The organism is Pseudomonas juntendi (assembly GCF_021560075.1).
Taxonomy (GTDB): domain Bacteria; phylum Pseudomonadota; class Gammaproteobacteria; order Pseudomonadales; family Pseudomonadaceae; genus Aquipseudomonas; species Aquipseudomonas juntendi.
This window is the reverse complement of record NZ_CP091088.1, coordinates 4715138-4740888: the sequence shown is the minus strand read 5'-3', so window position 1 is coordinate 4740888 and position 25751 is coordinate 4715138. Positions and strand designations below refer to the sequence as shown.

The window sequence follows — 25751 nt, the reverse complement described above, 5'->3', positions numbered from 1 at the left end:
CAGTGGGGCGGTGTCAGCCCTGGGCTTTGAGCCATTGTGCAGCCGCCCGCCCGGCGTGCTGCCCGCTGGCAAAGCACGCGGTGAGCAGGTAGCCCCCGGTCGGTGCCTCCCAGTCCAGCATCTCGCCGGCACAGAACACCCCCGGCATGCCTTTGAGCATCAGCCCTGCATCCAGCCCCTCGAAACGCACACCGCCGGCGCTGCTGATCGCTTCATCCAGCGGTCGCGTGCGCACCAGGGTGATTGGCAGGGCCTTTATCGCCTGCGCCAACGCTTCAGGGCTGGCAAAGGTTGCAGGGTCGGTCAGCTCGCGCAACAGTGCGGCTTTAACCCCATCGATACCCAGCTGGCTGTGCAGGTGCTTGGCCATGGAGCGCGAGCCCCGTGGCCTGGCCAGTGCCTGGGCAATCTTGTCCACAGGCTTGTCCGGCAACAGGTCAAGCAACAACACGCCCCGGCCATCGCGGTTGATGGCCTCACGCACCCGCGCCGACCAGGCATACACCAGGCTGCCTTCCACACCTTGCGCGGTGAGGATGAACTCACCTTTGCGCGGTGCACTGCCAGGCACGCTGAGGGCGATGTTCTTCAGCGGCGCGCCGGCGAACTTGTCTTTCAACAGCGCGCTCCAGCCGGCCACCTCGAAACCGCAGTTGCTCGGTTGCAGGGGCGAGATATCCACAGCCCGTTCGGCCAGCAGCGCTTGCCAGCTGCCGTCGGAACCCAGGCGCGCCCAACTGCCGCCACCCAGTGCCAGCACCAGCACAGCGGCGTTGACCAGGCGTTCGCCCTGTGGATAAGCGATGCGCAAGGCCCCCTCGGCGTTCCAGCCGAGCCAGCGATGGCGGGTGTGGATAACTACCCCGCTGTCGCGCAGGCGCTTGAGCCAGGCGCGCAGTAACGGGGCGGCTTTCATGTCGGTGGGGAATACCCGGCCTGATGTGCCGACGAAGGTCTCGATGCCCAGGCCGTGAATCCACTGGCGCAAAGCATACGCGTCGAACTCGCCCAGCAGGGTGTCGATTTCACCTTGGCGTTCGGCATAACGGGCCACGAACGCGGGGTAAGGCTCGGAATGGGTGATGTTCATGCCGCCGACACCCGCTAGCAGGAACTTGCGGCCCACCGAAGGCATGGCATCGAACACCTCGACCGCCAGGCCTGCCTGGGCCAGGGCTTCAGCGGCCATCAGGCCGGCGGGGCCGCCACCGATGACGACAGCAAAGGGAGGCGATGCGGAGTTGAAATCGGGCATGGTGGGCAGCAGGCTGTGGAAAAGAGGCGCATTCTAGCGCAGCGCTGCCCCCGGAAGCACTGGTCAAAAAACAACCAGTATTCTGCAGGCCTTGCTGGTCAAGGCCTGCAGCGGCTTTCCCGCAGGTTATCCACAAGCGGTTCCACAGTCATTGTGAACAACCGATGACACGCGCTGCGCTGTGGTGAAGGATGCCGTGGCGTTTGGCCAGGGCCACCCGGTCCTTGCTGTAGCCGCCGCCGATCACACCCATTACCGCAATATCGCGGCCCAGGCAGTGGCGCAGCACGGCCTCGTCGCGGGCGGCCACGCCGGCGTCCGTCAGTTGCAGGTAGCCCAGCGCGTCGTCCTTGTGCACATCGACGCCGGCGTCGTACAGCACCAGGTCGGGTTGATACAGCGGCAGCAGGTAGTTGAGGGTGTCGTCCACCACGTTCAGGTAGGCGGTGTCGCCCATGCCCCGCGGCAGGGGAATGTCCCAATCGCTGTTGGCCTTGCGTGCCGGGAAGTTCTGTTCGCAGTGCAGCGAGACCGTGATGGCCTCCGGGGTATCGTGCAGGATGCGTGCGGTGCCGTCGCCTTGATGCACGTCGCAATCGAAGATCAGCACCCGCTGGACGCGGCCGGCCTCCAGCAGGTAGCGGCTGATCACTGCCAGGTCATTGAAGATGCAGAAGCCGGCAGGGTGGTCGTAGTGGGCATGGTGGGTGCCACCGGCCAGGTGGCAGGCAACGCCATGCTGCAGCGCCAGTTCGGCCGTCAGCAGCGAGCCGCCCACGGCCCGTACGGTGCGCCGGGCCAAGGCTTCGCTCCAGGGCAGACCGAGGCGACGCTGGTCTTCGCGGGACAGCTCGCCATTCATGTAGCGTGCGATGTAGTCGCGGTCGTGGGCCAGGGCGAGGATATCGTTGGGGCAGATGTCCGGGCGCAGCAAGGCCTGGTCGGTGGTCAGCCCACTGTCGACCAGGTGGTCGTGCAGCAGGCGGAACTTGTCCATCGGGAAGCGGTGCTCGGCAGGGAACTCCGGGCTGTAGTCTTCGTGGTAGATCAGCGGCAACGGCATGGGGGAGGTCGCGGTCAGGGCCAGTGCTGATCTTGCCATGGCCGGGACAGCTTTGCTGCCCAATCGCCGGCAAGCCGGCTCCCACAGGGACCGCATCAGGGCTGACAGGTGTTTGCCACAGCGCCTGTGGGAGATTCTATGGTTCCTGGCAAGGGTAGCCGGAGCATCTTCAGCGCCTGTGAGATCGAGCGCCGCCCGCGCGGCGCAATCGCGAGCTGCGCTCGCTCCTACGTTTGTTTCGGGCCAGTAACGCCTGTGACAGGCGCGCGCGGCCGCCTTGTTTGTACGGCGCGATATTGAGACATGCACCAAGGCGTTCGCGCGCGAATCCCACAGGAATAATTGGCCCGAAACAAACGTAGGAGCGAGCGCAGCTCGCGATGCGCCGCGCGGGCGGCGCTCCCTCTAACAGGCGCTGCCATACCTTGTGGCAAACACCTGTCAGCCCTAAGGCGATCCCTGTGGGAGATTCTATGGTTTTAGGGAAGTTTTTTAAGCGGCTTTTGACCGATACTCGTCTCCGCTTTTCAGTAGGGCAAATACTACTCGCGCCAGTTTGCGTGCGAGCATGACAAGCGATGCTGTCGTGCTAAAACCACGCGCCAGGCGCTCTTCGTAGTACGACTTCCATGCTGCTGTGCGGGATGCTGACATAGCCGCGTTGTGAAGGAGGCGTCGAGCTTCGGGGTCTCCTCGCTTCGTGAGCTTGGATTGCCCTTTTTTCTGCCCCGACTGCGCAATCCTCAGATCCATACCCAAAAAGGCGATAAACGCATCACCCCCGCTGAAGTTGCCACGCTGAAACGTCGCTGTCAGGCGAGCAGCAGTTAGAAAACCCACCCCTTCGACCTTCATGCAGCGCTTTACCTGAGGCATCAGCCCGGCCTTTTCCAGCAGGCCCTTGATCATCTTCTCCACCAGCAGCTCAAGCCGCTGCATCGCACGCAGATGCGTCTTGAAGGCGGCTTTGAGTAGCGGTTCATTGGCCCACCCCTGAGTCAGGCTGGTTCGTGCCTGAACCAGTCCTGCACGTCGCCGGAACAAGCTCAGAAGCTGTCGATAGATAGCCGGTGGCGGTGCCCAAGGCGTTAGGTCCTGCCCTTCGTTCTTCAGATAGCGGGCCAACAGCTGGGCATCAATTGCATCAGTCTTAGCGCGTACGTTGACACCTTTACGGTAATGGCTCAGGGCGTACCCATCTACCACGTAAATCGTATGCCCGAACTCAAAGGCCAGATCCGTAAACAGGACGTGATAGATGTTGGTCGCTTCGATAGCGACGGACATCGCACCCGAGAGGCCTTTGAGCCATTTCTTGATAGCTGCTTTAGTATTGGGGATTGCTATGAGTTCTGCTGATTCATCGTCCCAAATGACCAATTCTGTTTTGGCCACATCCACGCCAATCAGCCGCTTTGAATCAGCAACCACCATTGCCATGAGCAACTCTCCTCGATAGTGTTGGAGTACTTGAAGGGTCACCCAGAGGCGCTGGCTTGTGTCTTTCGTCGGTCCGAGCCCGGAAGCATTCTTTATCGGCGCTTGGGTGAAAAGGGAGGAGGGGCGAGGTCTCCCACGGTCTGTACTGCGCTAACAGTCAGAAGCTGGCTTTGTCCCTCCTCCTCCCTTCAAGTCTAACCATACAAGCTGGCTTGCCGGCGATGAGGCCCGAGCAGGCCACTGCTATTTTGCGGCGCTGGCCAGCACCCGCTGCCAGTCGGGCTCATTCAGGCGGCCGAGGATGCGTGCCTTGCCGTTACCGTCCACCGAAACGAACAGCGCGCTGGCGTAGGCGCTTTCGCGCTCGCCGCCGGCCACGTGCTGTTGGCGGGCGAAGTGATCGATGCAGCCGTTATGGGTCACCAGCACCAGGTTGTGCCCGGCACGTTTGTGCGCCAGTGCATCGCTGGCAAACTGGCTGTCGCAGCTTTCCAGCCAGTCTTCGCTGGCCACCGCCTGGCCGAGGATGAAGTGCGCGGTTTGCCGAGTGCGCAGTTTCGGGCTGCTGAGCAGGTCGGTGTTGGCCAGGCCCAGTTGGTGCAGGCCTTGGCCCACCCGCGCGGCAGCCTGGCTGCCGGCCACGGTGATGCCGGTGGGGTCGTCCAGGCACGGGCCCGGGGCGCTGTCGCAGCGTTCGGCGTGGCGGACCATCACGATCACGGCACCCTCGGCCCAGTTCTGCAGCAGGCCGCTGTCACTCAGTTGTTGCTCGTTGCCAAGGTCCACGATATGCGTCCTCGTCGCCAGCCAGGTGGTCAAGGCCGCCACGACCATGCACAAGCCAAGGGCGGCACCAAGGGCTTTGCGAGACAGGCGCCGTTTGCGCCGGGCGTGAATGGCAGGGTGCCCCAGGGTATTGCTCGATAGCATGCGTTGCTCCAGTGACAGGGCCGTGGCGGGCACGGCAGTGATGGCGGCATTTTGCTAAGCGAGCTGTCGGGGGCCGGTGAAGGGCGTGTGAAAATTGCATTCGGTTGCGGCCCGTTGGGTGAAGACCGCGCCGGCGCCTACGCTGTAGACTGTAATTCGGCAAAACCGGAGCAGGCCCGATGACCTCCACCCTTCAACTGGAAAGCGCCCGGCTGGTGCTGCGCCAATGGCACGACGATGACCTGCGTGAATTTGCGGCGCTGTGTGCCGACCCGCAGGTGATGCGTTACTTCCCGGCACCGCTCACACGCCTTGAAGCTGCCGCGCTGATTGGCCGCATACGCGGGCACTTCAACGAATACGGTTTTGGTTTGTGGGCGCTGGAGCGCAAGGACAGCGGTGCATTCATCGGCATGACCGGCTTGCTGCAGGTAGACTTTGACGCCGATTTCGCGCCAGCCGTGGAGATTGGCTGGCGCCTGGCCCGGCGCCACTGGGGGCTGGGTTTTGCCAGCGAAGCCGCGTGGACCTGCCTGCGCTGTGCGTTCGCCCAATTGCGCCTGAACGAGGTGGTGTCGTTCACTGCCGAAAGTAACTTGCCATCGCAGAAGGTGATGCAGGCCATCGGCATGCAGCAAGACCTGCGCGGCAGCTTCGAGCACCCGCGCCTGCCCGCAGGCCACCCGCTACGCCCGCATGTGCTGTACCGCATCGACCGTGCGCACTGGGAGCACACCCTGCGCGCCTGAATGCACAGCCATGCTCGGTGCGAATGGCAAACGCTGTATTATTTGCCCATTGAAAGGGCGCTGTGCCGCATGGGGTTCGGCGCCTGTGAGTTCGAGCGCCGCCCAGGCGGCGCAGCGCGAGCAAGGCTCGCTTCTACGGAGATGCCCCAATGAGTCATGTGTTGGACGACCTGGTCGACCTGTTGAGCCTCGAAGCCATCGAGGAAAACCTGTTCCGTGGGCGCAGCCAAGACCTGGGCTTCCGCCAGCTGTACGGCGGCCAGGTGCTGGGCCAGTCGTTGTCGGCAGCCAGCCAGACGGTCGAAGACGCGCGCCATGTGCACTCGCTGCATGGTTATTTCCTGCGCCCGGGGGACGCCAGCCTGCCGGTGGTGTACTCGGTGGACCGTGTGCGTGATGGCGGCAGCTTCAGTACCCGGCGGGTGACGGCGATCCAGAAGGGCCAGACCATTTTCACCTGTAGCGCCTCGTTCCAGTACGACGAGGAAGGCTTCGCCCACCAGGCGCAGATGCCCGACGTGGTCGGCCCGGAAAACCTGCCTACCGAAGTGGAACTGGCGCGTGCCATGGCAGACCATCTGCCCGAACGCATCCGCGACAAGGTGCTGTGCGCCAAGCCAATCGAGATTCGCCCGGTCACCGAGCGTGACCCGTTCAACCCCAAGCCAGGCGACCCGGTGAAATATGCGTGGTTCCGCGCCGACGGCAACCTGCCCGACGTGCCGGCCCTGCACAAGTACCTGCTGGCCTACGCCTCGGACTTCGGCCTGCTCACCACCGCGCTGGTGCCGCATGGCAAGTCGGTTTGGCAGCGCGACATGCAGATCGCCAGCCTCGACCATTCGCTGTGGTTCCACGGCAACCTGCGTGCCGACCAGTGGTTGCTGTATGCCACCGATAGCCCGTGGGCAGGTAATTCCCGTGGCTTCTGCCGCGGCAGCATTTTCAACCAGGCCGGGCAACTGGTGGCATCGTCGAGCCAGGAAGGCCTGATTCGCCACCGCAAGGACTGGGCATGAGCCTGCAGCAGGTGCGCAACTGGGTGTTCGACATGGACGGCACCCTGACCGTGGCAGTGCATGACTTTGCCGCCATTCGGGAGGCGCTGGGCATCCCTGCCGAGGACGACATCCTTACCCACCTGGCGGCTTTGCCAGCCGACGAAGCCGCGGCCAAGCATGCCTGGCTGCTGGAGCATGAGCGTGAGCTGGCGGTGGCCTCCACCGCGGCGACCGGGGCAGTTGAACTGGTGCGCGAACTGGCTGCGCGTGGTTGCCGGTTGGGGATACTGACCCGCAATGCGCGGGAACTGGCCCATGTGACGCTGGAAGCGATCGGCCTGGCGGACTGCTTCCCGGTAGAGCATGTGCTCGGGCGTGACGAGGCGGCACCGAAGCCGAGCCCGGATGGGTTGCTGAAGATTGCCGCGGCCTGGGGCGTGGCGGCGAGCGAGCTGGTGATGGTGGGTGACTACCGTTTTGACCTGGACTGCGGGCGCGCAGCGGGGGCACGCACAATATTGGTGAATGTGCCCGATAACCCATGGCCGCAACTGGTGGATTGGCACGCGGTCGATTGCCGGGCACTGAAGGTGATGCTGGGCTGAGTCGTTAGTGCGCAGCCCGATCGCAACACAACGCCGCTGCTGCAAAGCCCGTGAAGCTTTTGCAACCCATAGACCTGTCTATGCTCATTTCCATTCCTGACGTTGATACGGAGACCCAACCCATGACCAGCAAGGCCATCTACGTTCAACCTGGCGGCGGCTACGACAAGGTCGAGGTCGGCAGCAGCGAGGCTGCGGCCCCTCAGGCCGGCGAGATCACCGTACGCCTGCACGCCAGCTCCCTGAACTACCACGACTTCGCCGTGGTGAGTGGCATGTGGGGGCCGAGTGAGCGGCGCATCCCCATGGCCGACGGTGCGGGCGAAGTCGTTGCCGTAGGGGCCGGCGTCAGCGAGTTTCAGGTCGGCGACAGTGTCGTCAGTACGTTCTTCCCGGACTGGCTCGATGGCCAGGCCAATGTCGAAGGCTTTGCCCGGGTGCCGGGTGACGGCATCGATGGCTACGCCCGCGAACAGGTCACCGCCCGTGCCACCGCGTTTACCCTGGCACCTTCGGGCTTCAGCCATGCCGAAGCCGCCACCCTGACCACTGCCGGCCTGACCGCCTGGCGCGCGCTGATGTGCGACGACCACCTCAAACCGGGCGACACGGTGCTGGTGCAGGGCACCGGTGGCGTGTCGATCTTCGCCCTGCAGTTCGCCAAGCTGGCGGGTGCCACGGTGATTGCCACCTCGTCCAGCGATGCCAAGCTGGAGCGGCTCAAGGCCTTGGGCGCCGACCACTTGATCAACTACAAGCGCACCCCGGCGTGGGGGGACAAAGTGCGCGAGCTGACCGCTAACCGCGGTGTCGATCACGTGATCGAGGTGGGTGGCCCGGCTACCCTGGAGCAGTCGATGATCGCTGCACGGATCGGCGGGCATGTGTCGCTGATCGGCATTCTTACTGGCGTGGCCGGGCAACTGCCGCTGGTGCAGGCATTGGTGCGGCAGATTCGCCTGCAAGGGGTGCTGGTCGGTAGCCGGGCGCAGCAGCAGGCGATGGTGCGGGCCATTGATGCCAACGGTTTGCGGCCGGTGGTGGACAAGCACTTCGAGCTGGAGCAGATCGTCGACGCGTTCCGTTACCAGGAGAGCAACCGGCATTTCGGCAAGATCTGCCTGACCTGGTAAGCGTCGGGGCTGCGGTGCCGCAGTTGCCCGTCAATCCGGTAGCAGCCGGTCGCGGCTGTTGGACAGGTGCAGGCACACCGCCGCGCGTGCTGCATCCGGGTCTTGCCGGCGGATGGCATTGAGGATTGCCTCGTGCTCCAGGTTGGCCAGGTATGCCTGCGCTGCCATCTTCGACCCACTGCGCTCGGCTTGGGCCATGCGGTTGCGCGGAATCAAGCCGTTGCCCAGCTGCAGCAGCATCTCGGTGAAATACAGGTTGCCGGTGGCTTCGGCAATCAGCAGGTGAAAACGCCGGTCGGCCTCGATGCAGCTGTCACCTGCCGCCGCCAGGTCCTGGTAGTCATCCAGTGCCTGGCGCATGCGCGCCAACTGCCCTTCATCACGGCGTAGCGCTGCCAGCGCGGCGGCCTGGCTTTCCAGGCCGACCCGCAGCTCCAGCAAGTCGCGCACATTCGCTGCGCTTTCCGCTGCAACGCGCAACCCGGCCTGGGCTTGGCGCGCCATCACGAAGGTGCCGATACCGTGGCGCGGTTCCACCAGCCCCGAGGCCTGCAACTTCGACAAGGCTTCGCGAACCACCGTGCGGCTGACCCCGTGCTCGCGTACCAAGGTGTTCTCCGATGGCAGTTTGTCGCCGGGCTTGAAGGTGCCCAGGAGAATCTGCTGGGTCAGGCTGGAGACCAGGTCATGTGCGCGGCTGTGGCCGCGTTTGTGCGCGTGATCTGGAAGCATGCTGTGGTCCACCTCTTGTTGTACTTGTATGACAAGTTAATTGCTAAAAATATTTTTTGCCCAATTTTTCGCGAGGCTAGGGTGCATTTCGAGTGGCTGTTTTTGCAAGATCGCAACATATTAGTTTTATTGCAGCTTGTATTTTGCCATTTTGGCGATTTTGTTGATCTTGTCGTACAACTTCTCGGGGCCTATGCTCGTCCCCACTGCCATGTCAGACAACCCCGACCCGCACAAAAACAATTAGTGGGAGATCCACCTGTGAACGACACCCTCGCTCCGTCTGCCCGGAATGAAGGCGACGCGTTGGCCAGCGCCGTGGCCAAGGTCAAGCGCCACGTGCTGCCGCTGTTCGTCATCATGTTCATCGTCAACTACCTGGACCGCGTCAACATCGGCTTCGTCCGCCCGCACCTGGAAAGCGACCTGGGCATCAGCGCTGCAGCCTTTGGCTTTGGTGCCGGGCTGTTCTTCATCGGCTACGCGCTGTTCGAGGTGCCTTCGAACATGCTGCTGCAGAAGGTGGGGGCCCGCTTGTGGCTGACCCGCATCATGTTCACTTGGGGGCTGGTGGCCACGGCCATGGCCTTCGTGCAGAACGAAACCCAGTTCTATGTACTGCGCTTTCTGCTCGGTGTGGCCGAAGCGGGCTTCTTCCCTGGGGTGATCTACTATTTCACCCGCTGGTTGCCGGCGGCCGAGCGCGGCAAGGCGATCGCCATTTTTCTCAGCGGGTCGGCGCTGGCTTCGCTGATTTCCGGCCCCTTGGCCGGGGCATTGATGCAAATCCAGGGGCTCGGCCTGCACGGCTGGCAGTGGATGCTGTTCATCGAAGGCATGGCCTCGGTGGCGTTGTGCTTCTTCGTGTTCTTCTGGCTCGACTCCAAACCGCAGGACGCCAAGTGGCTGAGCCAGGCCGAGCAGGATGCGCTGGTCGCGACGATCGACCGTGAACAGCAAGCGCGCGAGGCGCTGGGTGCGGTCAAGCCGTCGGCCTGGAGCCTGCTCAAGGACCGCCAGATCGTCCTGTTCTGCCTGATCTACTTCTGCATCCAGCTGACCATCTACGCGGCCACCTTCTGGCTGCCGAGCATCATCAAACGCATGGGCGACCTCAGCGACCTGCAGGTCGGCTTCCTCAACTCCATCCCGTGGCTGATCTCGATCCTGGCCATGTATGCCTTCGCTGCCGTTTCTGCACGCTGGAAGTTCCAGCAGGCCTGGGTGGCAGGCGCCTTGGTGGTCGCGGCCATCGGCATGTTCATGTCCACCACCGGCGGGCCGGTATTCGCCTTTGTCGCCGTGTGCTTTGCCGCCATCGGCTTCAAGTCGGCCTCGTCACTGTTCTGGCCAATCCCGCAGGGCTACCTGGATGCTCGCATCGCGGCGGCGGTGATAGCCCTGGTCAACTCGGTCGGCAACCTCGGCGGCTTCGTTGCCCCCACCACGTTCGGCCTGCTGGAGCAGCAGACCGGCTCGATCCAGGGCGGGTTGTATGGCCTGGCGGTGACTTCGGTGCTGGCGGCAATTGCCATCTTCTTCGTGCGTACACGCCCCAAGGGCGCACCTTCCGATAGCCTGAAGGCCCCCGCGGCCCTGGGCCAGACCCACTGACGACTGCGAGACGACAACCATGAATATGCAGACAACACCCGCCGTTCACACCAGCACCCCGGTGGTCACCGACCTGCGCGTGATTCCGGTGGCTGGCCACGACAGCATGCTGCTCAACCTCAGTGGCGCACATGGCCCGTTCTTTACCCGTAATGTGGTGGTACTGCGGGACAGCGCGGGCAACACGGGCCTTGGCGAAGTGCCGGGTGGCGAGGGCATTCGCCAGACCCTGGAAGACGCCCGCAGCCTGGTAGTAGGCCAGCCGATCGGTCATTACCAGCGCGTGCTCAATGCCATGCGCCAGACGTTCGCCAGCCGCGACTCGGCGGGCCGCGGCCTGCAGACCTTCGACCTGCGCATCACCGTGCATGCCGTGACGGCCATCGAGTCGGCGCTGCTCGACCTGCTCGGCCAGCACCTGAATGTGCCCATGGCGGCACTGCTGGGCGAGGGCCAGCAACGTGATGCGGTGAAGATGCTGGGCTACCTGTTCTATATCGGCGACCGCCAGCAGACCGACCTGGCCTACCGCAACGAAGCGGACAGTGACGACGACTGGTTCCGTGTGCGCCATGAAAAGGCCCTGACGCCCGAGGCGGTTGTGCGCCTGGCCGAAGCGGCCAAGCAGCGTTACGGCTTCAGCGACTTCAAGCTCAAGGGCGGCGTGCTGCGGGGGGCAGAAGAAATGGAAGCAGTGACGGCGCTGGCCGAACGCTTCCCCGAAGCGCGCATCACCCTGGACCCCAACGGGGCCTGGTCACTCAAGGAGGCCATCGCCCTGTGCCGCGACAAGCATGATGTGCTGGCCTATGCCGAAGACCCGTGCGGCGCCGAGAACGGCTACTCGGGCCGCGAGGTGATGGCCGAGTTCCGTCGCGCTACGGGTTTGCCCACGGCTACCAACATGATCGCCACCGACTGGCGGCAGATGGGCCATGCGATCCAGTTGCAGTCGGTGGACATTCCGCTGGCCGACCCGCATTTCTGAACCTTGCAGGGCTCGGTGAGGGTGGCGCAGATGTGCAACGACTGGGGGCTTACCTGGGGTTCGCACTCCAACAACCACTTCGATATTTCGCTGGCGATGTTCACTCAAGTGGCGGCTGCCGCGCCGGGTGAGATCACCGCGATCGACACCCACTGGATCTGGCAGGACGGCCAGCGCCTGACCCGTGAGCCGCTGCGCATTGTCGACGGCCATGTGCATGTGCCGGCGCGGCCGGGGTTGGGGGTGGAGCTGGATGAGGATCAACTGGCCAAGGCCCACGAGTGCTACCGCAACATGGGGTTGGGGGCGCGGGATGACAGCGTGGCAATGCAGTTCCTGATTCCGGGTTGGCGCTTTGATAACAAGCGGCCTTGCCTGGTGCGTTAAGGCTGCTGGCCTCTTCGCGGGCTTGCCCGCTCCCACAGGGATTGCACAGGATTTGTAGCCGATGCGATCGAGGTGGGAGCCGGCTTGCCGGCGATAGGGCCGGTACAGGCCATACACAACCAGATGAAAAACAAAAGCACCCAACGGCCAGATGGCGCGATTGGGCATGCCATTCGCGACATCTGGCGCCAAGGGAAATGCCCTGTCGTGATCGAACAGTTCCGGGGCGTTCTCGTGTAATTTCCCACCGCCCCGCGGGGCTTAAATGAAGCCCGAACCGCACTGACACCTTGCGCTGTGACGCGTGCCAAAGATCAACAACAGCATGCGAGCATTGTGTCGACCTACCCAACTCAAAGGAGCTATTTTCGCCTACGCCTGCCCGTCCAACCTTGTGTTAGCAAAAAGAGAACAACATCAATGAACACCGTGGGATCTGATGGCAACCTTGCACAAGGTTTCAAGCCACGACACGTAACGATGCTTTCTATCGCCGGCATCATCGGCGCCGGACTTTTCGTCGGCTCTGGCCACGCCATTGCGGCAGCCGGGCCAGCTACCATATTTTCCTATTTCGTAGCCGGAACCCTGGTGGTTCTGGTCATGCGCATGCTCGGCGAAATGGCCGTGGCGCACCCTGACACCGGATCGTTTTCCACCTACGCCGACCAGGCCATCGGCCGCTGGGCCGGCTACACCATCGGCTGGTTGTACTGGTGGTTCTGGGTACTGGTCATTCCGATCGAGGCACTGGCCGCCGGGCATGTGCTGAACGCCTGGTTCCCCCAGGTGGACAGCTGGATCTTCGCCTTGGCCTCGGTGCTGTTGCTGGCCGGCACCAACCTGTTCAGCGTGGCCAAGTACGGCGAGTTCGAGTTCTGGTTCGCCATCCTCAAGGTCACGGCCATTCTCGGTTTCATCGGCCTGGGCTTTGCCGCGCTGATGGGCTGGCTGCCCAACCGCGAAGTTAGCGGCCTGAGCGGGCTGATGGCTGACTACGGCGGTTTTGCGCCCAATGGCTGGTCGGCTGTGGTCGGGGCGTTCATTACCGTGATGTTCAGCTTCATCGGCACCGAAGCCGTGACCATTGCGGCTTCCGAGTCCAGCGACCCGTCGCGCAACATCGCCAAGGCTACCCGCTCGGTGATCTGGCGCATCAGTACCTTCTATATCCTCTCGATCTTCGTGATCATCTCGGTGGTGCCGTGGAACGATCCGCAGCTGGCGGTGGTGGGCTCGTATCAACGTGCGCTGGAGATCATGAACATCCCCAGCGCGGCATTGATGGTCGACCTGGTGGTGCTGGTGGCGGTAACCAGTTGCATGAATTCGTCGATCTACATCGCATCGCGGATGATGTACTCGCTGGCCAAGCGCGGTGACGCCCCGGCCTTCCTCAACAAGACCTCCAAGGTTGGCGTGCCGCGTGCGGCGGTGTTTGGCAGCACCCTGATCGGGGCCGCCATCGCCATCCTCAACTACTTCGCGCCCAAGGGTGTGTTCGAGTTCCTGCTGGCCAGCTCTGGCGCCATTGCCTTGCTGGTGTACATGGTCATTGCCATCTCGCAGCTGCGCATGCGCCGCCGCCTGGAGCGGGAGAACACCGAGCTGAAGTTCCGCATGTGGCTGTTCCCGTACCTGACCTGGGCGGTGATCATTTTCATTGGCGGGGCGCTGGCGGTCATGATGTACACGCCTGAGCACCGCGCGGAGGTGAGCTCCACATTGGGGCTGGCGATTGTGATCTCCTTCCTGGGCATCGTGACTTCGCGGGGCCATGCGCAACCGGTGGGGGCGCGGTCGATGGGGTGAGTGGGTTCACCCGGGGTCAAGGCAGAAGGCACCTATGGATAGGTAACGCCTGTCAGTTAAGCGTTACTGGGGCTGCTTTGCAGCCCTTCGCGGGCATGCCCGCTCCCACACGTTCGGCGCTGAACTCAAGAAATGCGCGATCCCTGTGGGAGCGGGCGTGCCCGCGAAGGGTCGCAAAGCGGCCCCAAATTACTTAACTGACAGGCATTACCTATGGGTAGGTGCCTTTTTTTTGCGCTGGAGTTGCCTACCGAGTGCGCCAGGCGGTTTCCGAGCGCCTTGGGCATCTTGCTTCCGCCCCGCCGCCGATTACCGGGCGGGTACTTGCAATATGAGGTACGGTTCAAGGTTGCATCGATGTCATGCCGTGATGGTATGCATTCCTATAAAACCGTTTCGCAGTAGGCTGCCGCAATCCGAAGCCGTTGCGCTATCCTAAATGGCTGAATGCAATTATCTTTTCCCGCTGCACAACTAATCGAACCGGCAAATGTCATTCACAGCAGGCCGGCCATTCATCGGGACGCCGGCCTTCACCACTGGAGCGAAGGCACATGGCAACACTGCAAGGCAGCACGTTGGAGGCTATCCAACATAGCCAGGCACAACTGCGCGAGGAATGGACAGCCGGCCTCGAAACCAACGGCGCCACGCGCAATATCAAAGAACAGGTACTGGCACAGGAAACCCAGGAATTTCTGCAGTTGCTGGTGGACGGCCTGCGCGCTGGTGGCGGCAGCCACCTGGCCGGCAGCGAGTGGGAGGCGTCGCGCCGGTTCCTGGAGAAGCTCTCTGCCAGCCGCGCTCAGCTTGGCCACGATTCGCACCAGGCCGCGTTCTTCATCTTCGCTTTGAAAGGGCCGCTGTTCGGCTTGCTGCAAACACAGTACAGCAGCGAGCCGGCACGCCTGGCCGAGCAACTGTGGCTGGTGTCGGAACTGCTCGATGGCATGGGCATGCACACCATCCGCGCTTTCCAGAAAACCCGCGAGGAAGTGATCAGGCGCCAGCAGGAAGAACTGCTGGAGCTGTCTACCCCCGTGGTCAAACTGTGGGACGGGGTGCTGGCGCTGCCACTGATCGGTACGCTGGACTCGCAGCGTAGCCAGACGGTCATGGAGTCGCTGCTGCAACGCATCGTCGACACCGGCTCGGAAATTGCCATCATCGATATCACCGGTGTACCCACCGTCGACACCCTGGTCGCGCAGCACCTGCTGAAGACCGTCACGGCCATCCGCCTGATGGGCGCCGACTGCATCATCAGTGGCGTGCGCCCGCAAATCGCCCAGACCATCGTGCACCTGGGGCTGGACCTGGGCTCGCTGACCACCAAGGCCAGCCTGGCCGACGCCCTCAAGCTAGCCCTTGCACGCCTGGGCTGCGACATCAGCAAGCAGGGGTAAGCCCATGGAGCGTATCCCGATCCTGCAGATGGGCGAGTTCCTGCTCGTGACCATTCAGGTCGACATGCACGACCAGCTGGCGCTGACCCTGCAGGAAGACCTTACCGAGCGCATCAGCAGTACCTCGGCCCGGGGCGTGTTGATCGATATTTCCGCGTTGGACATGGTCGACTCGTTCATCGGCCGGATGATCGCCAGCATTTCTGGCCTGTCACGCATTCTTGATGCCGAAACCATGGTGGTCGGCATGCAACCGGCCGTGGCCATTACCTTGGTCGAACTGGGCCTTACCCTGCCGGGCGTGAGTACGGCGCTCAATGTGGAGCGTGGCATGCAAGTGCTGCGTCAACGAGTGAGCCAAAAATGAATGTGCGCGAAAGCGGCAGCCAACCGGTGCGAATCGAACAGGATGTGGTACTGGCGCGTCAGTTGGCGCGCAAGCTGGCCGGCGAATGCGGCATGCGCCTGGTGGACCTGACCAAGCTGGTGACGGCAGTCAGTGAACTGGCGCGCAATACGGTGGTGTATGGCGGCGGTGGCGACATGGACTGGGCTGTACTGGAGGATGGCGGGCGCACCGGTTTGCGCCTGTTGTTCCGCGACGAGGGCCCCGGCATCCCCGACATCAAGTTGGCGCTGACTGACGGCTGGACCTCGGGCGGTGGCCTGGGCCTGGGCCTGACCGGCGCTCGGCGGCTTGTCCATGAATTTGAACTGGACACCGCGCCAGGGCAGGGCACACGCGTGACGATCACCCGATGGGCATGAACCTGTTTGCCAGCCAGACCCAGGTGATGGGCCTGGCAGACCCGAGCGATGTTGGCCACGCCCGGCGTACCGCACAAAAGCTGGCCGAGCGGCACGGCTTTGACGAAGAGGACTGCGGCCGTGTGGCGCTGCTGGCCACCGAGCTGTGCAGCAACGTGCTCAAGCATGCAGGCTGCGGTGAACTGCACCTGCGGGTGCTGCCCCGTGAGCACGGGGGTTATGCCATTGAACTGCTCACGGCGGACCGTGCCCAGGGCTTCGATGCACAGGCCTGCCTGACCGACGGTTATTCAACCGCAGGCACCCAGGGTATCGGCCTGGGGGCCTTGGCGCGCATGGCCCAGGTATTCGATGTGTACGCCGATGCGCGCGGCGCGGTGGTGCTGGCGCGCGTGCACGCCCAGCGCGACCACGCGCCAGACTTGCGCGTGGGGGTAAGCCAGCATGCCCTGCACGGCGACCCCGCCTGTGGCGATACCTGGCACCTGGCGATCGAAGGGCAGCGTATCAGCGCCCTGGTGATCGACGGCCTGGGCCACGGTGTGGATGCCCAGGCTGCAGCCAGCGCGGGCGCGGCAGTGTTTGCCCAGGCCCCGTTCGCCGGCCAGTTGGAGCAATTGCAGGCCATGCACCATGCCATGAATGGCAGCCGTGGTGGCGCGGTGGCGATAGCATGCTATGACGGTGCCCGCGACCACCTCGGTTTTGCCGGCATCGGCAATATCGGCGCCAGCCTGGTGAGCGCCACCCAGGTGCGTGGTTTGGCTTCGTTGCCCGGCATCGTTGGCGGCCAGTATAGAAAAGCCCAGGTATTTGACTACGCTCATGCAAATGGAAAACTGTTGATCATGTACAGCGACGGCTTGCAGTCCCGTTGGAATCTTGAGAATTACCCTGGCCTGGTGCACCGCCACCCGGCCGTGATCGCGGCAGTGCTGCACCGCGACTTCTGCCGGGGCCGGGATGATGTAACCGTGCTGGTCATCGACCTGGAGGCGGCGCATGGCTGATGCAGAGGTAATTGCCCGGCTGCAGGCAGAAAACGATGCCCTGCGTGCCGAACTGGAAGAAACCAACCAGGGCGTGCTGGCCCTGTACGCCGAGTTGGACATACAGGCCGAACAGCTGCGCCAGGCGTCGGACTTGAAAAGCCGCTTCCTGTCGTACATGAGCCACGAATTCCGCACGCCGCTGGGTTCGATCCTGAGCATCACCGGCCTGCTTACCGACGAGCTCGACGGGCCGCTGTCGGCTGAACAGCACCGCCAGGTCACCTTCATCAGCACCGCCACCCGCGAGCTGTCCGACATGGTCGACGACCTGCTCGACCTTGCCAAGATCGAAGCCGGGCGCATCAGCATCTCGCCGGCCTGGTTTGACATGCTCGATCTGTTCGCGGCCTTGCGCGGCATGTTCCGGCCGATTGTCGACGCTACTGCAGTCGACCTTATCTTCGAGGAGCCTACAGGGCTGCCGCGGCTGTACACCGATGACAAGAAGCTCGCGCAGATTCTGCGCAATTTCATTTCCAACGCGCTGAAGTTCACCGCCCAGGGTGAGGTGCGGGTGTCGGCCCAGCTGTATGGCGACGACCGCATCCGCTTTGCCGTCAGTGATACCGGCATTGGCATTGCAGCAGAGCTGTTGGATACGTTGTTCGAAGATTTCACCCAGGTAGATTCGCCACTGCAGAAGCGCTTTCGCGGCACTGGCCTGGGTCTGTCGTTGTGCAAGCGCTTTGCCATGCTGCTGGGTGGCGAGGTGGGGGTGCACAGTGAACCAGGGGAAGGCTCTACCTTCTTCGTGGTGATTCCTCTGGCCCTGGCTCAGGAGAACGCCGATGAAACCTGAGGTGCGCTTGCTGATCGTGGACGATAACGTCGCCACCCGCTACGCACTGCGCCGGCGCCTGGTAGTGCACGGCTACGAAGTGCTGGAGGCAGGCACCGGCGGTGAAGGCCTTGCGCTGATTCGCGACGAGCAGATAGATGCCTTGATCCTGGACGTGAACCTGCCCGACATGAGCGGGTTCGATATCGTACGGTTGCTGCGCGAAGATGCCCGCACGGCGTTGTTGCCGGTGATTCACGTGTCGGCCGCGTCGATCCAGAGCGGTGACATCATCACCGGCTTGAACGCTGGCGCCGATGCCTACCTGGTGCACCCGGTAGACCCGGATGTGTTGCTGGCAACCTTGCGTACCCTGTTGCGGGTGCGGGACGCCGAGCGCGCTCTGCGCCAGAGTGAGGCGCGCTTTCGCGAGATATTTACCGGTGTATCAGCGCCCATCGCGGTGCTCGACGCCGAGTTCAAGGTGCACGAGTGCAACCAGGCATTCAGCCACCTGACCCAGGAAAACAGCAACCCCGGGCAACTGCTGGAATGCTTTGCCAGCGGCCAGGAGCCAGCGTTGGCTGACCTGCGCCGGCACCTGGCGGCTGGCGAGCGCTGGAAGGGCACCCTGAGCATGCTGGTGCACGGGCATGTACGCGAAACCGAGTGGCAACTGTCGCCCTACCAGGCGCCAGGGCTGTGCCTGGTGTTCATCGAGGACATCACCGAGCACCGCCACCGGGAGCGCTCCCACCTGGCCCGCCTGGACGATGCCACCAACCAGTTGGCGCGGGAAGTCGCGGTGCGCGAACGCACCGAAGCGCAACTGCTGCAACTGCAGAAAATGGATGCCCTGGGCAGCCTGACCGGCGGCATTGCCCACGACTTCAACAACTTGCTCACCGGCATCATCACCAGCCTGGAGCTGATCTGCAAACGGGTGGCGGAAAACCGTATCGAGAAAGTGCCCAGGTACGCCGAAGCCGCACTCAGTTCAGCCACCAGCGCGGCCTCGTTGACCCACCGGTTGCTGGCCTTCGCGCGCCAGCAGCCACTGGATACCCGCCCGGTGGACGTCAACCAGCATGTACGCTCGCTGGAAGAGCTGCTGAACCGCACCATCGGCGAGCGCATCAAGCTTACCCTGGACCTGTCGACCCACCCGGCCATCGCCCTGGTCGACCCGGTGCAACTGGAGAGCGCGGTGCTCAACCTGGTGATCAATGCGCGTGATGCCTTGGCCAAGGGGGGGCGGATCTGGGTGAACACCGCAGCCACCTGGTCGCAGGGCAACCCCGACCTGGCAGACGGCCATTACATTGCCGTCAACGTGCGCGACAACGGTAGCGGCATCGAGCCGGAGCTGCTGGAAAAGGTGTTCGACCCGTTCTTCACCACCAAACCGGTGGGGCAGGGCACCGGGCTGGGGCTGTCGACCATCTATGGCTTCGCCCGGCAGTCCGGCGGGCATGTGCTGCTGAGCAGCGTGGTGGGGCAGGGCACGGAGGTGACCCTGTTGCTGCCGGCCAGCGCGGAGGCAGCGGTCGCGGTGGAGCCGGCCAGCGTGCAGAACCTGCAAGGCAATGGCGAGCACGTGCTGGTGGTGGAAGACATGGCCTCGGTGCAGGTGGCGGTGGCAGAAGCGCTGACCGATGCCGGGTACCGCTGTACGGTGGCCACCACCACTGACGAGGCGTTGCGGCACCTGCGCGACGACGCCAGCCTGGACATGATGCTGACCGATGTTGGCCTGCCGACCCTCAGCGGCCGCGAACTGGCCGACCTGGCGCGTTGCTACCGGCCCCAGTTGCCGGTGCTGTTCATGACCGGGTACGCCGATGCGGCCCAGGACCGCCAGGCCTTTCTCGGTGCGGGCATGGACATGCTGGTGAAGCCGTTTCAGCTCTATGAGCTGCTGGTGAAAGTGCGCCAGGCGGTCGGTACACGCTGAGGCAATTACCCCCGTCCATTTTTTCTGAAAATAAATGAGGTGTTTTCTCATTCTCGTTCGGCCTTTGCACAAGGCCGGAATACAGGCCAGCCGCCGACCCTCTACGGAGCGAGAAAATGAGTTCGACACCGGTTCCACAGCGCCACCCCCTCAGCCGTGCCATGCACGCGGCGATTCTGGGTTTGGTTGTCAGCAGCCCGGCATTGCCAGCGCTGGCACAACCTGCTGGCGCTGATCACGCCCTGCAACTGCAGCAGTGGAACATCCCTGCTGGCCCGCTGGCACCTGCGCTGGACCGTTTTGCCCGGCAGGCGGGTGTGAGCCTGGCCTTCGACGCGCAGACCGTGGCCAACCGCACCACCCCGGGCGTGCAGGGCGGCCTGGCGACGCCCGCCGCGTTGTCGGCGCTGTTGCAGGGGACCGATCTGCAGGTTGAACAGCAAGGGCCGCAGGCCTACCAGATCATTGCGCAAGCGCCGGCTGCCGGCCCGCTGGAGCTGGGTGCGACCGAGGATTACCGGCTGGCGCCGGTCATCATCAATGCCAAGGTCAAGGCCAGCGCCGATGACGACCTCAATTCAGTGGTGGCCAAGGAACTGTGGGTCGGTGGCAAGGTGGCCACCAGCATCCTCAACACCCCGGCCTCGGTGTCTGTGGTGACCCGCAAGGAAATGGAGCAGCGCAGCGTCAGCACCACCGAGGAAGCGTTGCAGTACAGCCCGGGCGTGGTCAGCGACTTCTACGGCTCGGACGACCGCAACGATTACTTCCAGATCCGCGGCTTCCAGGCCACCACCTACCGCGACGGCCTTACCCTGAGCTCGATGCGCGGTGTGCGCGAAGACCCCTATGCCTATGAGCGCATCGAGATTCTGCGCGGCGCCAACTCCACCCTGTTCGGCCCGGCAGACCCGGGCGGCTCGGTGAACTTCGTGACCAAACAGCCGCGCTTCGAGAAGTTCGGCCAGGGCTACGTGACCTACGGCTCCTACGACCATGCCGAGACCGGCATTGACGTGGGCGATGCCCTGAACGACGAGCAGACCCTGGCCGGCCGCTTCACGGCCAAGCTGCAGAACAGCGACCGCGAGTACGACCACTCGCAAGACGACAACCGCTTCGTGATGGGCGGCCTGACCTGGGCGCCCAGCGACTTCACCTCGGCCACGGTGATTCTCGATTACCTCAAGACCAACAGCTCGCCCAACAGCGGTGGCTACCCGCTGGACAAGGAATACGACCGCAGCGATTTCTACGGCGAGCCCGGCTACAACTTCCACGATGTGGAGCGCACCAGCCTCAGCGGCAGCATCACCCACGACTTCGACAACGGTTTCACCCTGCGCAGCAACCTGCGCTACAGCGAGCTGAGCGATGACTTCGGCTACGTTTACCTGAGCGACAGCGCCGAGCGGGTGGGTACCGTGATCCCCCGTTACGTGTTCGGCACCGACAGCGACGCGGACCAGCTCAATGGCAACCTGATGCTGCAGTACGATGCCCAGTTCGAGCACATCGACAGCAGCACCCTGGTGGGCGTGGAATACCTGGACTCGACCAACAAACAGCGCTCGGTGTACAGCCAGGCGCCGTCGATAGACATCGCCAACCCCGTGTTCACCGGCGTACCCGGCGGCATCACGCCGTATAGCCGCGAGAAAAACGACGCCACCACCAAGGCCGTGTTCCTGCAGCAGAACCTGTCCTTCTACGACCGCGTCATTGCCACCGTGGGTATGCGCAATGACTCGATGGACCTGACCAGCACCGAGTATGTGGGGGGTGTGAACAGGCAGAGCGACACCTTCTCGGAAACCTCCTACCGCGGTGCACTGACCTACATCGTCAACGATGAAGTGTCGACCTACGTCAGCATGGTGGAATCGGTTTCGCCGCCGCAGGTAGGGGTTACCCCGCAGACCGGCAGGCAGTACGAAGTGGGCGTGAAGTACTCGCCGCTGGGCATGGATGCGATGTTCTCGGCCGCCGTGTACGACCTGACCCAGGAAAACGTCACCATCGCCGTGGTGCTGCCCAGCGGCATCATCGAGCAGCAAACCGTGGGCGAGTCCCGCGCGCGCGGCCTGGACCTGGAAGCCAAGGCCCAGGTCACGCAGAACCTCAGCCTGATCGGGGCCTATTCGTACATGGACACCGAAGTGCTGCGCGGCTCGCTGTATGACGGCAGCTCGCTCAAAGGCAAAGCGTTCACCGTTGCGCCCAAGCATACGGCTTCGCTGTGGAGCTACTACGACATACCCGACACCGACGTGAGCGTGGGCTTGGGGGCGCGGTACGTGGGCGGTTACTTCATGGACGCGGCCAACACCAAGAAAAGCGACGGCACCACCCTGTTCGACGCTGCGCTGAACTACAAGATCGCCAAGGGCACCGACCTGGCGCTGAATGTCAGCAACCTGTTCGACGAGCAGCATGTAGTGGGCTCGGGTACGGCCGATTACTACAACCCAGGGCGGGAAGTGACCGCCAAGTTGAGTTACAGCTGGTAAGCCAGCCCAGGCTCATGATCGTCACCCAGCCCCAGAGCTGGGTGACCCCCCTCCCAATCCAACCCTCGCATCGCCCAATCAAATAAAATTGTACAAAGAACTTTTCCTGTACAAGATAATCATAGGCCTGATATCAAAACGTCACTACGCGAAAACCCGTCCGCAACCCTGTGCACGGGACCCAGCGTAGCGTCCAGCCAGGCCTTGAAGGGTTGCCCTCACGATGCTCAACAATCTCAGTATCTCGAAAAAACTGTACACCGGTTTCGGTCTTGTACTGCTCATCATCGCCGTATTGGTATTGACTGCCTTGCGAGGCTTCGACCAGGTCAGCAGCAGCGTGAAGCGCAACATCCACAGCTACGACGTGCTCAACAGCTCCAGCAGCATCCTCAACAGCCTTGTAGACATAGAAACCGCCATGCGCGGTTTTGCCCTCACCGGCCAGGACAGCTTCCTTGAGCCCATGCACACAGGCGAAGAAGCGTTCACCGACGCGCTCAATCGCCTGAAGCAGGCCACCGCCGACAACCCCCAGCAGCAAGCCCGGCTGGCCCATCTGCAACAGCTCTACCATCAGTGGCTGCAGCAAGACATGCAAACCAGCGTGAACCTGCGTCGCGAGGTCAATGCTGACCGCGCGCCGCTGACAACGCTGGTCAGCCAGATAAGCTCGGGCCAGGCCAAAGCCAAAATGGACGCCATGCGCGCCGTGATCAACGAATTCCAGGCAGCCGAGAAATCCCTGCAGGACGAGCGCAGCCTGCTGATGGACCAGGCAAAAGCCACCGCCTTCACCATCCTGATCTCCGGGGGATTGGTGGCTGCAATCCTGGCTGTGCTGATCGCCACATTCCTCGCAAGAACCCTCACCCACCGCTTGGGTGAAGCTGTAGCGCTGGCGCGCAACATCGCTGACGGGCGCCTGGACAACACCATTGCCATTGAAGGTACGGATGAAGTCAGCACCCTCCAACAAGCATTCGTGGCCATGCAAGAGCGCCTGCGCACCATGATTGGCGAGATCAGGGCCAGTGCCGAACAACTGGTGGGGGCTGCCGATAATATTTCGGCGGCATCGGTACAGCTCTCCGCGTCAGCCCAGGAACAGTCGAGCTCGGCCTCCTCGATGGCGGCCACGGTCGAGGAGCTGACCGTGAGTATCAACCATGTCTCTGACAATGCGGTGGAAGCGCATGCCCAGTCCAGCGAGTCGGGTCGCCAGTCCAGCGAAGGCGGCAGCGTGATTCAGGAAACGCTGGCGCGCATGAACCAGATCGCCCAGACCGTAGAAGCGTCTGCCGGCCAGATCAGCGAACTGGACAGCCATGCCGAGCAGATCAGCAGCATTGTCAGCGTGATCAGCGGCATTGCCGAGCAAACCAACCTGCTGGCCCTGAACGCCGCTATCGAAGCCGCCCGCGCCGGCGAGCAGGGCAGGGGCTTTGCGGTGGTGGCCGACGAAGTACGCTTGCTGGCACAACGCACCGGCAACTCGACCCAGGAAATTACCGAGATGGTCAAACGCATCCAGTCCGGCACCCGCGATGCCGTGGGGCAGATGGAGGTGGGTGTGCAGCAGGTCAAAGGCGGTGTGACCCTGGCGCAACAAGCGGGGGAGGCGATCGTCAGCATTCGGCAGTCTTCGGGGGACGTGGTGCGCATGGTGGATCAGATTTCCCTGGCACTGCGGGAACAGACCGCGGCTAGCCAGGATGTGGCGCGCAACGTTGAACGGATTGCGCAGATGTCGCAGCAGAATAGCCAGGCGGTGGAGCAGACGGCCGAGACGGCGGGGGCCTTGCAGCGGTTGGCGCAAGGGTTGTACGGGCAGGTGGGGGTATTTCGGATTTGAGGGGTTAGGGGGTGATGCCCCTGCGCGTGCGACGTCCTCATTCGCCGTGCGCACAGGGGCCCTTGGCGGGCGATAGCGTCAGTGATTGATAGCTGCGAGCCGACTGACTTCTATCGCCTTTGGCCTTGAGGTTCAGCGCATCATTCCCAATTCCGCATCATCCAGCAGGGCTTTCCCCAGAGCGCAAAGATAGTGCGCTGCCCAGATCAGCTTCGGCTTGTCTTCCATCAACCCATCAATGGTCAAGTCCCGCGCATACCCCATCAGCTCCGACGCTTGTTCACGGGCGTTCTGGCAGGGGATGCCCGGTTCGATGCGGAACAGCGGGTGGGTTTGGTTTTCACCTTGGAAGAAGATGGTTTTGCCGACAGTGCATTGGGTGTTTTCGGTGGTCATCGAGCAATACCCCTGGTCAATGCATGGTTTGCGGGTCGGCTGGCCGTTGTATTTGCGCCAGTGCCGATTCGAGCAAACGGCGGAGTGTTTCCAGCTCGTGCATCGAGGCCATGATCAACACGGAGGCGGGTGATCTGGGTTGCATCAGCATTGCTTGCTGGGCAACGGCTTCGGCGCAGAGCGCGTAGTCGGTTGCGAGCAGGATGGTGTCTTCCAGGGAGTGGGGGAGGTGGGGTGGGTCGGGGACTATCTTCAGCATGGTGTGGCTCCTGTCGTAGTGGAGCAACCACCTACCGCGGCTAAACAGTTGGGTGGCAGCTGTACGCGGGTTAGCCGACCGGGACGTCAGGCACCCGGCGCACCCGAAGGTGCCCCACGCACAGCCGCCATAAGGCGCCAATACCGATTACTCGGTATTGCACTGCTGCGGTGTCCGACGATTTCAGGCGGCTAAACCCGGTCGTTGATGAGCAACGACCCAACGAGCCTAAAACCCTGAAATAGCGACCGCAACGGAAAACAGGCGCAGGGAGTATGTTTGGGAAACGTCCTACGCGGAAGGGGTTAAATCTGATCTTTTGGCACCGGGTCAGTCAACCACAGGCACAAAAAGGCGCCCGGGGGTTAATGTTGGTCAGTTGGGCGATTGGGGACGCTTTGCGGCACATCGCCGGCGAGCTGGGCTCTCACAGAAGTAGTGCAGGCCTCGAGCTTTGCGCGGTAGCTGTGGGAGCTGGCTTGCCGGCGATGGGCTGCGAAGCAGCCCAATGGCTGCAACGAAGGCTTAACTGACCGAGATTACCCCCTGGGGCGCCTTCTTTTTTGGAATTCGGTGGGCCGGGGGGATTTGAATCAATTGCACAAGCTATTGATCAAAAAGTTAATTTAGATTTTTATTTTTAGCTTGGAATACCAGTTGGAATTCCTCATTCAGCTTAGCCTCCCGTTTGCATTCACTCTGACGACCGTCTTGTGTGCGCTTCCCTAGCACGAAGCATAGGTGACTGCGGGGATCCAGATTCAGACCTGTGCGTGTGAAGCTCGTGCTGGTAGACTTCAGCCGATTTAAAACGACTATGAGAGCGTTAGGCTGAGCTATGAGCACCGAACCTTGGGTCACTGCTGAGCAGGTCTCCCTTCATTTGGGGGTGGCCAAAGACACGGTCTATCGTTGGCGTGAACGGCGGGGCATGCCGGCTCATCGCATTGGCAGACTCTGGAAGTTCCAGCTCTCCGAGGTGGATGAGTGGGTACGGGCTGGTGGGGCGGATGATGCCTCCGAAACCGCAGCGCAACACAACTAGCGCATTGCATAAGGATGAG

General features: G+C 62.8%; 22 protein-coding genes and 2 pseudogenes. 17 read left to right on the top strand and 7 right to left on the bottom strand.

The window, feature by feature from the left end:
- Positions 1-13: 13 nt before the first annotated feature.
- From L1P09_RS21960 to pmrG, 4 genes are all read right to left on the bottom strand, one after another.
- Complete coding sequence (locus L1P09_RS21960; RefSeq protein ID WP_235768110.1) at positions 14-1255, bottom strand: TIGR03862 family flavoprotein; 1242 nt, start codon at positions 1253-1255, stop codon at positions 14-16.
- Positions 1256-1403: 148 nt separating this feature from the next.
- Positions 1404-2318 carry a histone deacetylase family protein gene (locus L1P09_RS21955; protein WP_009681787.1) on the bottom strand — a complete coding sequence of 305 codons (915 nt, stop codon included), beginning with the start codon at positions 2316-2318 and terminating at the stop codon, positions 1404-1406.
- Positions 2319-2810: 492 nt separating this feature from the next.
- On the bottom strand, positions 2811-3758 hold the full coding sequence (locus L1P09_RS21950) for an IS110 family transposase (RefSeq protein ID WP_029886225.1): 948 nt from the start codon (positions 3756-3758) through the stop codon (positions 2811-2813).
- A gap of 243 nt (positions 3759-4001) precedes the next feature.
- Positions 4002-4688, bottom strand: coding sequence for a lipopolysaccharide core heptose(II)-phosphate phosphatase PmrG (gene pmrG / locus L1P09_RS21945; protein ID WP_235768109.1), 687 nt, complete (start codon positions 4686-4688; stop codon positions 4002-4004).
- Between the two features lie 179 nt (positions 4689-4867).
- Between pmrG and L1P09_RS21940 the strand changes: the two genes are divergently transcribed.
- The 4 genes from L1P09_RS21940 (at position 4868) to L1P09_RS21925 (ending at position 8176) form a co-directional block, all read left to right on the top strand.
- Positions 4868-5437, top strand: a complete 570-nt coding sequence (locus L1P09_RS21940; protein ID WP_054905957.1) for a GNAT family N-acetyltransferase — start codon at positions 4868-4870, stop codon at positions 5435-5437.
- A 149-nt stretch (positions 5438-5586) separates the two neighbouring features.
- Positions 5587-6456: an acyl-CoA thioesterase II gene (gene tesB, locus L1P09_RS21935; protein ID WP_009681790.1), complete on the top strand. Its 870-nt coding sequence runs from the start codon at positions 5587-5589 to the stop codon at positions 6454-6456.
- Positions 6453-7043, top strand: a complete 591-nt coding sequence (locus L1P09_RS21930) for an HAD family hydrolase (protein ID WP_235768108.1) — start codon at positions 6453-6455, stop codon at positions 7041-7043. The genes tesB and L1P09_RS21930 overlap by 4 nt, the downstream gene beginning before the upstream one ends.
- 122 nt (positions 7044-7165) lie before the next feature.
- The gene (locus L1P09_RS21925) at positions 7166-8176 is read left to right on the top strand and encodes a zinc-dependent alcohol dehydrogenase family protein (RefSeq protein WP_235768107.1); all 1011 of its coding nucleotides are present in this window, start codon (positions 7166-7168) and stop codon (positions 8174-8176) included.
- Between the two features lie 30 nt (positions 8177-8206).
- Here the strand turns inward: L1P09_RS21925 and L1P09_RS21920 are convergent, their stop codons facing one another.
- Positions 8207-8908: a FadR/GntR family transcriptional regulator gene (locus tag L1P09_RS21920; RefSeq protein ID WP_054905955.1), complete on the bottom strand. Its 702-nt coding sequence runs from the start codon at positions 8906-8908 to the stop codon at positions 8207-8209.
- 261 nt (positions 8909-9169) lie between these two features.
- On the opposite strand from L1P09_RS21920, the gene L1P09_RS21915 reads away from it, so the two are divergent.
- The 12 genes and pseudogenes from L1P09_RS21915 (at position 9170) to L1P09_RS26425 (ending at position 24032) form a co-directional block, all read left to right on the top strand.
- Positions 9170-10522: an MFS transporter gene (locus L1P09_RS21915; RefSeq protein WP_235768106.1), complete on the top strand. Its 1353-nt coding sequence runs from the start codon at positions 9170-9172 to the stop codon at positions 10520-10522.
- A 19-nt stretch (positions 10523-10541) separates the two neighbouring features.
- Positions 10542-11897, top strand: a pseudogene (gudD, locus tag L1P09_RS21910) (glucarate dehydratase).
- Between the two features lie 420 nt (positions 11898-12317).
- Positions 12318-13709: a GABA permease gene (gabP, locus tag L1P09_RS21905; protein ID WP_235768105.1), complete on the top strand. Its 1392-nt coding sequence runs from the start codon at positions 12318-12320 to the stop codon at positions 13707-13709.
- Positions 13710-14263: 554 nt separating this feature from the next.
- Positions 14264-15115, top strand: a complete 852-nt coding sequence (locus tag L1P09_RS21900) for an STAS domain-containing protein (protein ID WP_054905951.1) — start codon at positions 14264-14266, stop codon at positions 15113-15115.
- A 4-nt stretch (positions 15116-15119) separates the two neighbouring features.
- Positions 15120-15482 (top strand): STAS domain-containing protein, encoded by a 363-nt coding sequence (locus tag L1P09_RS21895; protein WP_054905950.1) that lies wholly within the window; start codon positions 15120-15122, stop codon positions 15480-15482.
- Positions 15479-15883: an anti-sigma regulatory factor gene (locus tag L1P09_RS21890; protein ID WP_029885914.1), complete on the top strand. Its 405-nt coding sequence runs from the start codon at positions 15479-15481 to the stop codon at positions 15881-15883. Before L1P09_RS21895 ends, L1P09_RS21890 begins: the two co-directional genes overlap by 4 nt.
- Positions 15880-16893 carry an ATP-binding protein gene (locus L1P09_RS21885; protein WP_235768976.1) on the top strand — a complete coding sequence of 338 codons (1014 nt, stop codon included), beginning with the start codon at positions 15880-15882 and terminating at the stop codon, positions 16891-16893. The genes L1P09_RS21890 and L1P09_RS21885 overlap by 4 nt, the downstream gene beginning before the upstream one ends.
- Entirely contained in the window at positions 16886-17734 is an 849-nt protein-coding gene (locus tag L1P09_RS21880; RefSeq protein WP_144189331.1) for a sensor histidine kinase, read from the top strand. Before L1P09_RS21885 ends, L1P09_RS21880 begins: the two co-directional genes overlap by 8 nt.
- Positions 17724-19667: a response regulator gene (locus tag L1P09_RS21875; protein ID WP_232893080.1), complete on the top strand. Its 1944-nt coding sequence runs from the start codon at positions 17724-17726 to the stop codon at positions 19665-19667. Before L1P09_RS21880 ends, L1P09_RS21875 begins: the two co-directional genes overlap by 11 nt.
- Positions 19668-19783: 116 nt before the next feature.
- Positions 19784-22177 (top strand): TonB-dependent siderophore receptor, encoded by a 2394-nt coding sequence (locus L1P09_RS21870; protein ID WP_235768104.1) that lies wholly within the window; start codon positions 19784-19786, stop codon positions 22175-22177.
- A 223-nt stretch (positions 22178-22400) separates the two neighbouring features.
- Positions 22401-23177, top strand: a pseudogene (locus L1P09_RS26430) (CHASE3 domain-containing protein); the annotation flags it as partial.
- Positions 23169-24032, top strand: coding sequence for a methyl-accepting chemotaxis protein (locus tag L1P09_RS26425; protein ID WP_408005361.1), 864 nt, complete (start codon positions 23169-23171; stop codon positions 24030-24032). The pseudogene L1P09_RS26430 and the gene L1P09_RS26425, both read left to right, overlap by 9 nt.
- Positions 24033-24164: 132 nt before the next feature.
- On the opposite strand, the gene L1P09_RS21860 is transcribed toward L1P09_RS26425, so the two are convergent.
- Both L1P09_RS21860 and L1P09_RS21855 read right to left on the bottom strand, forming a co-directional pair.
- Positions 24165-24428, bottom strand: a complete 264-nt coding sequence (locus L1P09_RS21860; RefSeq protein ID WP_009683500.1) for a DUF3077 domain-containing protein — start codon at positions 24426-24428, stop codon at positions 24165-24167.
- 16 nt (positions 24429-24444) lie between these two features.
- A complete protein-coding gene (locus L1P09_RS21855; protein ID WP_235768102.1) occupies positions 24445-24687 on the bottom strand; it encodes a hypothetical protein in 243 nt (80 codons plus the stop codon).
- An 838-nt stretch (positions 24688-25525) separates the two neighbouring features.
- Between L1P09_RS21855 and L1P09_RS21850 the strand changes: the two genes are divergently transcribed.
- Positions 25526-25732 (top strand): helix-turn-helix domain-containing protein, encoded by a 207-nt coding sequence (locus L1P09_RS21850; protein ID WP_235768101.1) that lies wholly within the window; start codon positions 25526-25528, stop codon positions 25730-25732.
- Positions 25733-25751 lie beyond the last annotated feature (19 nt).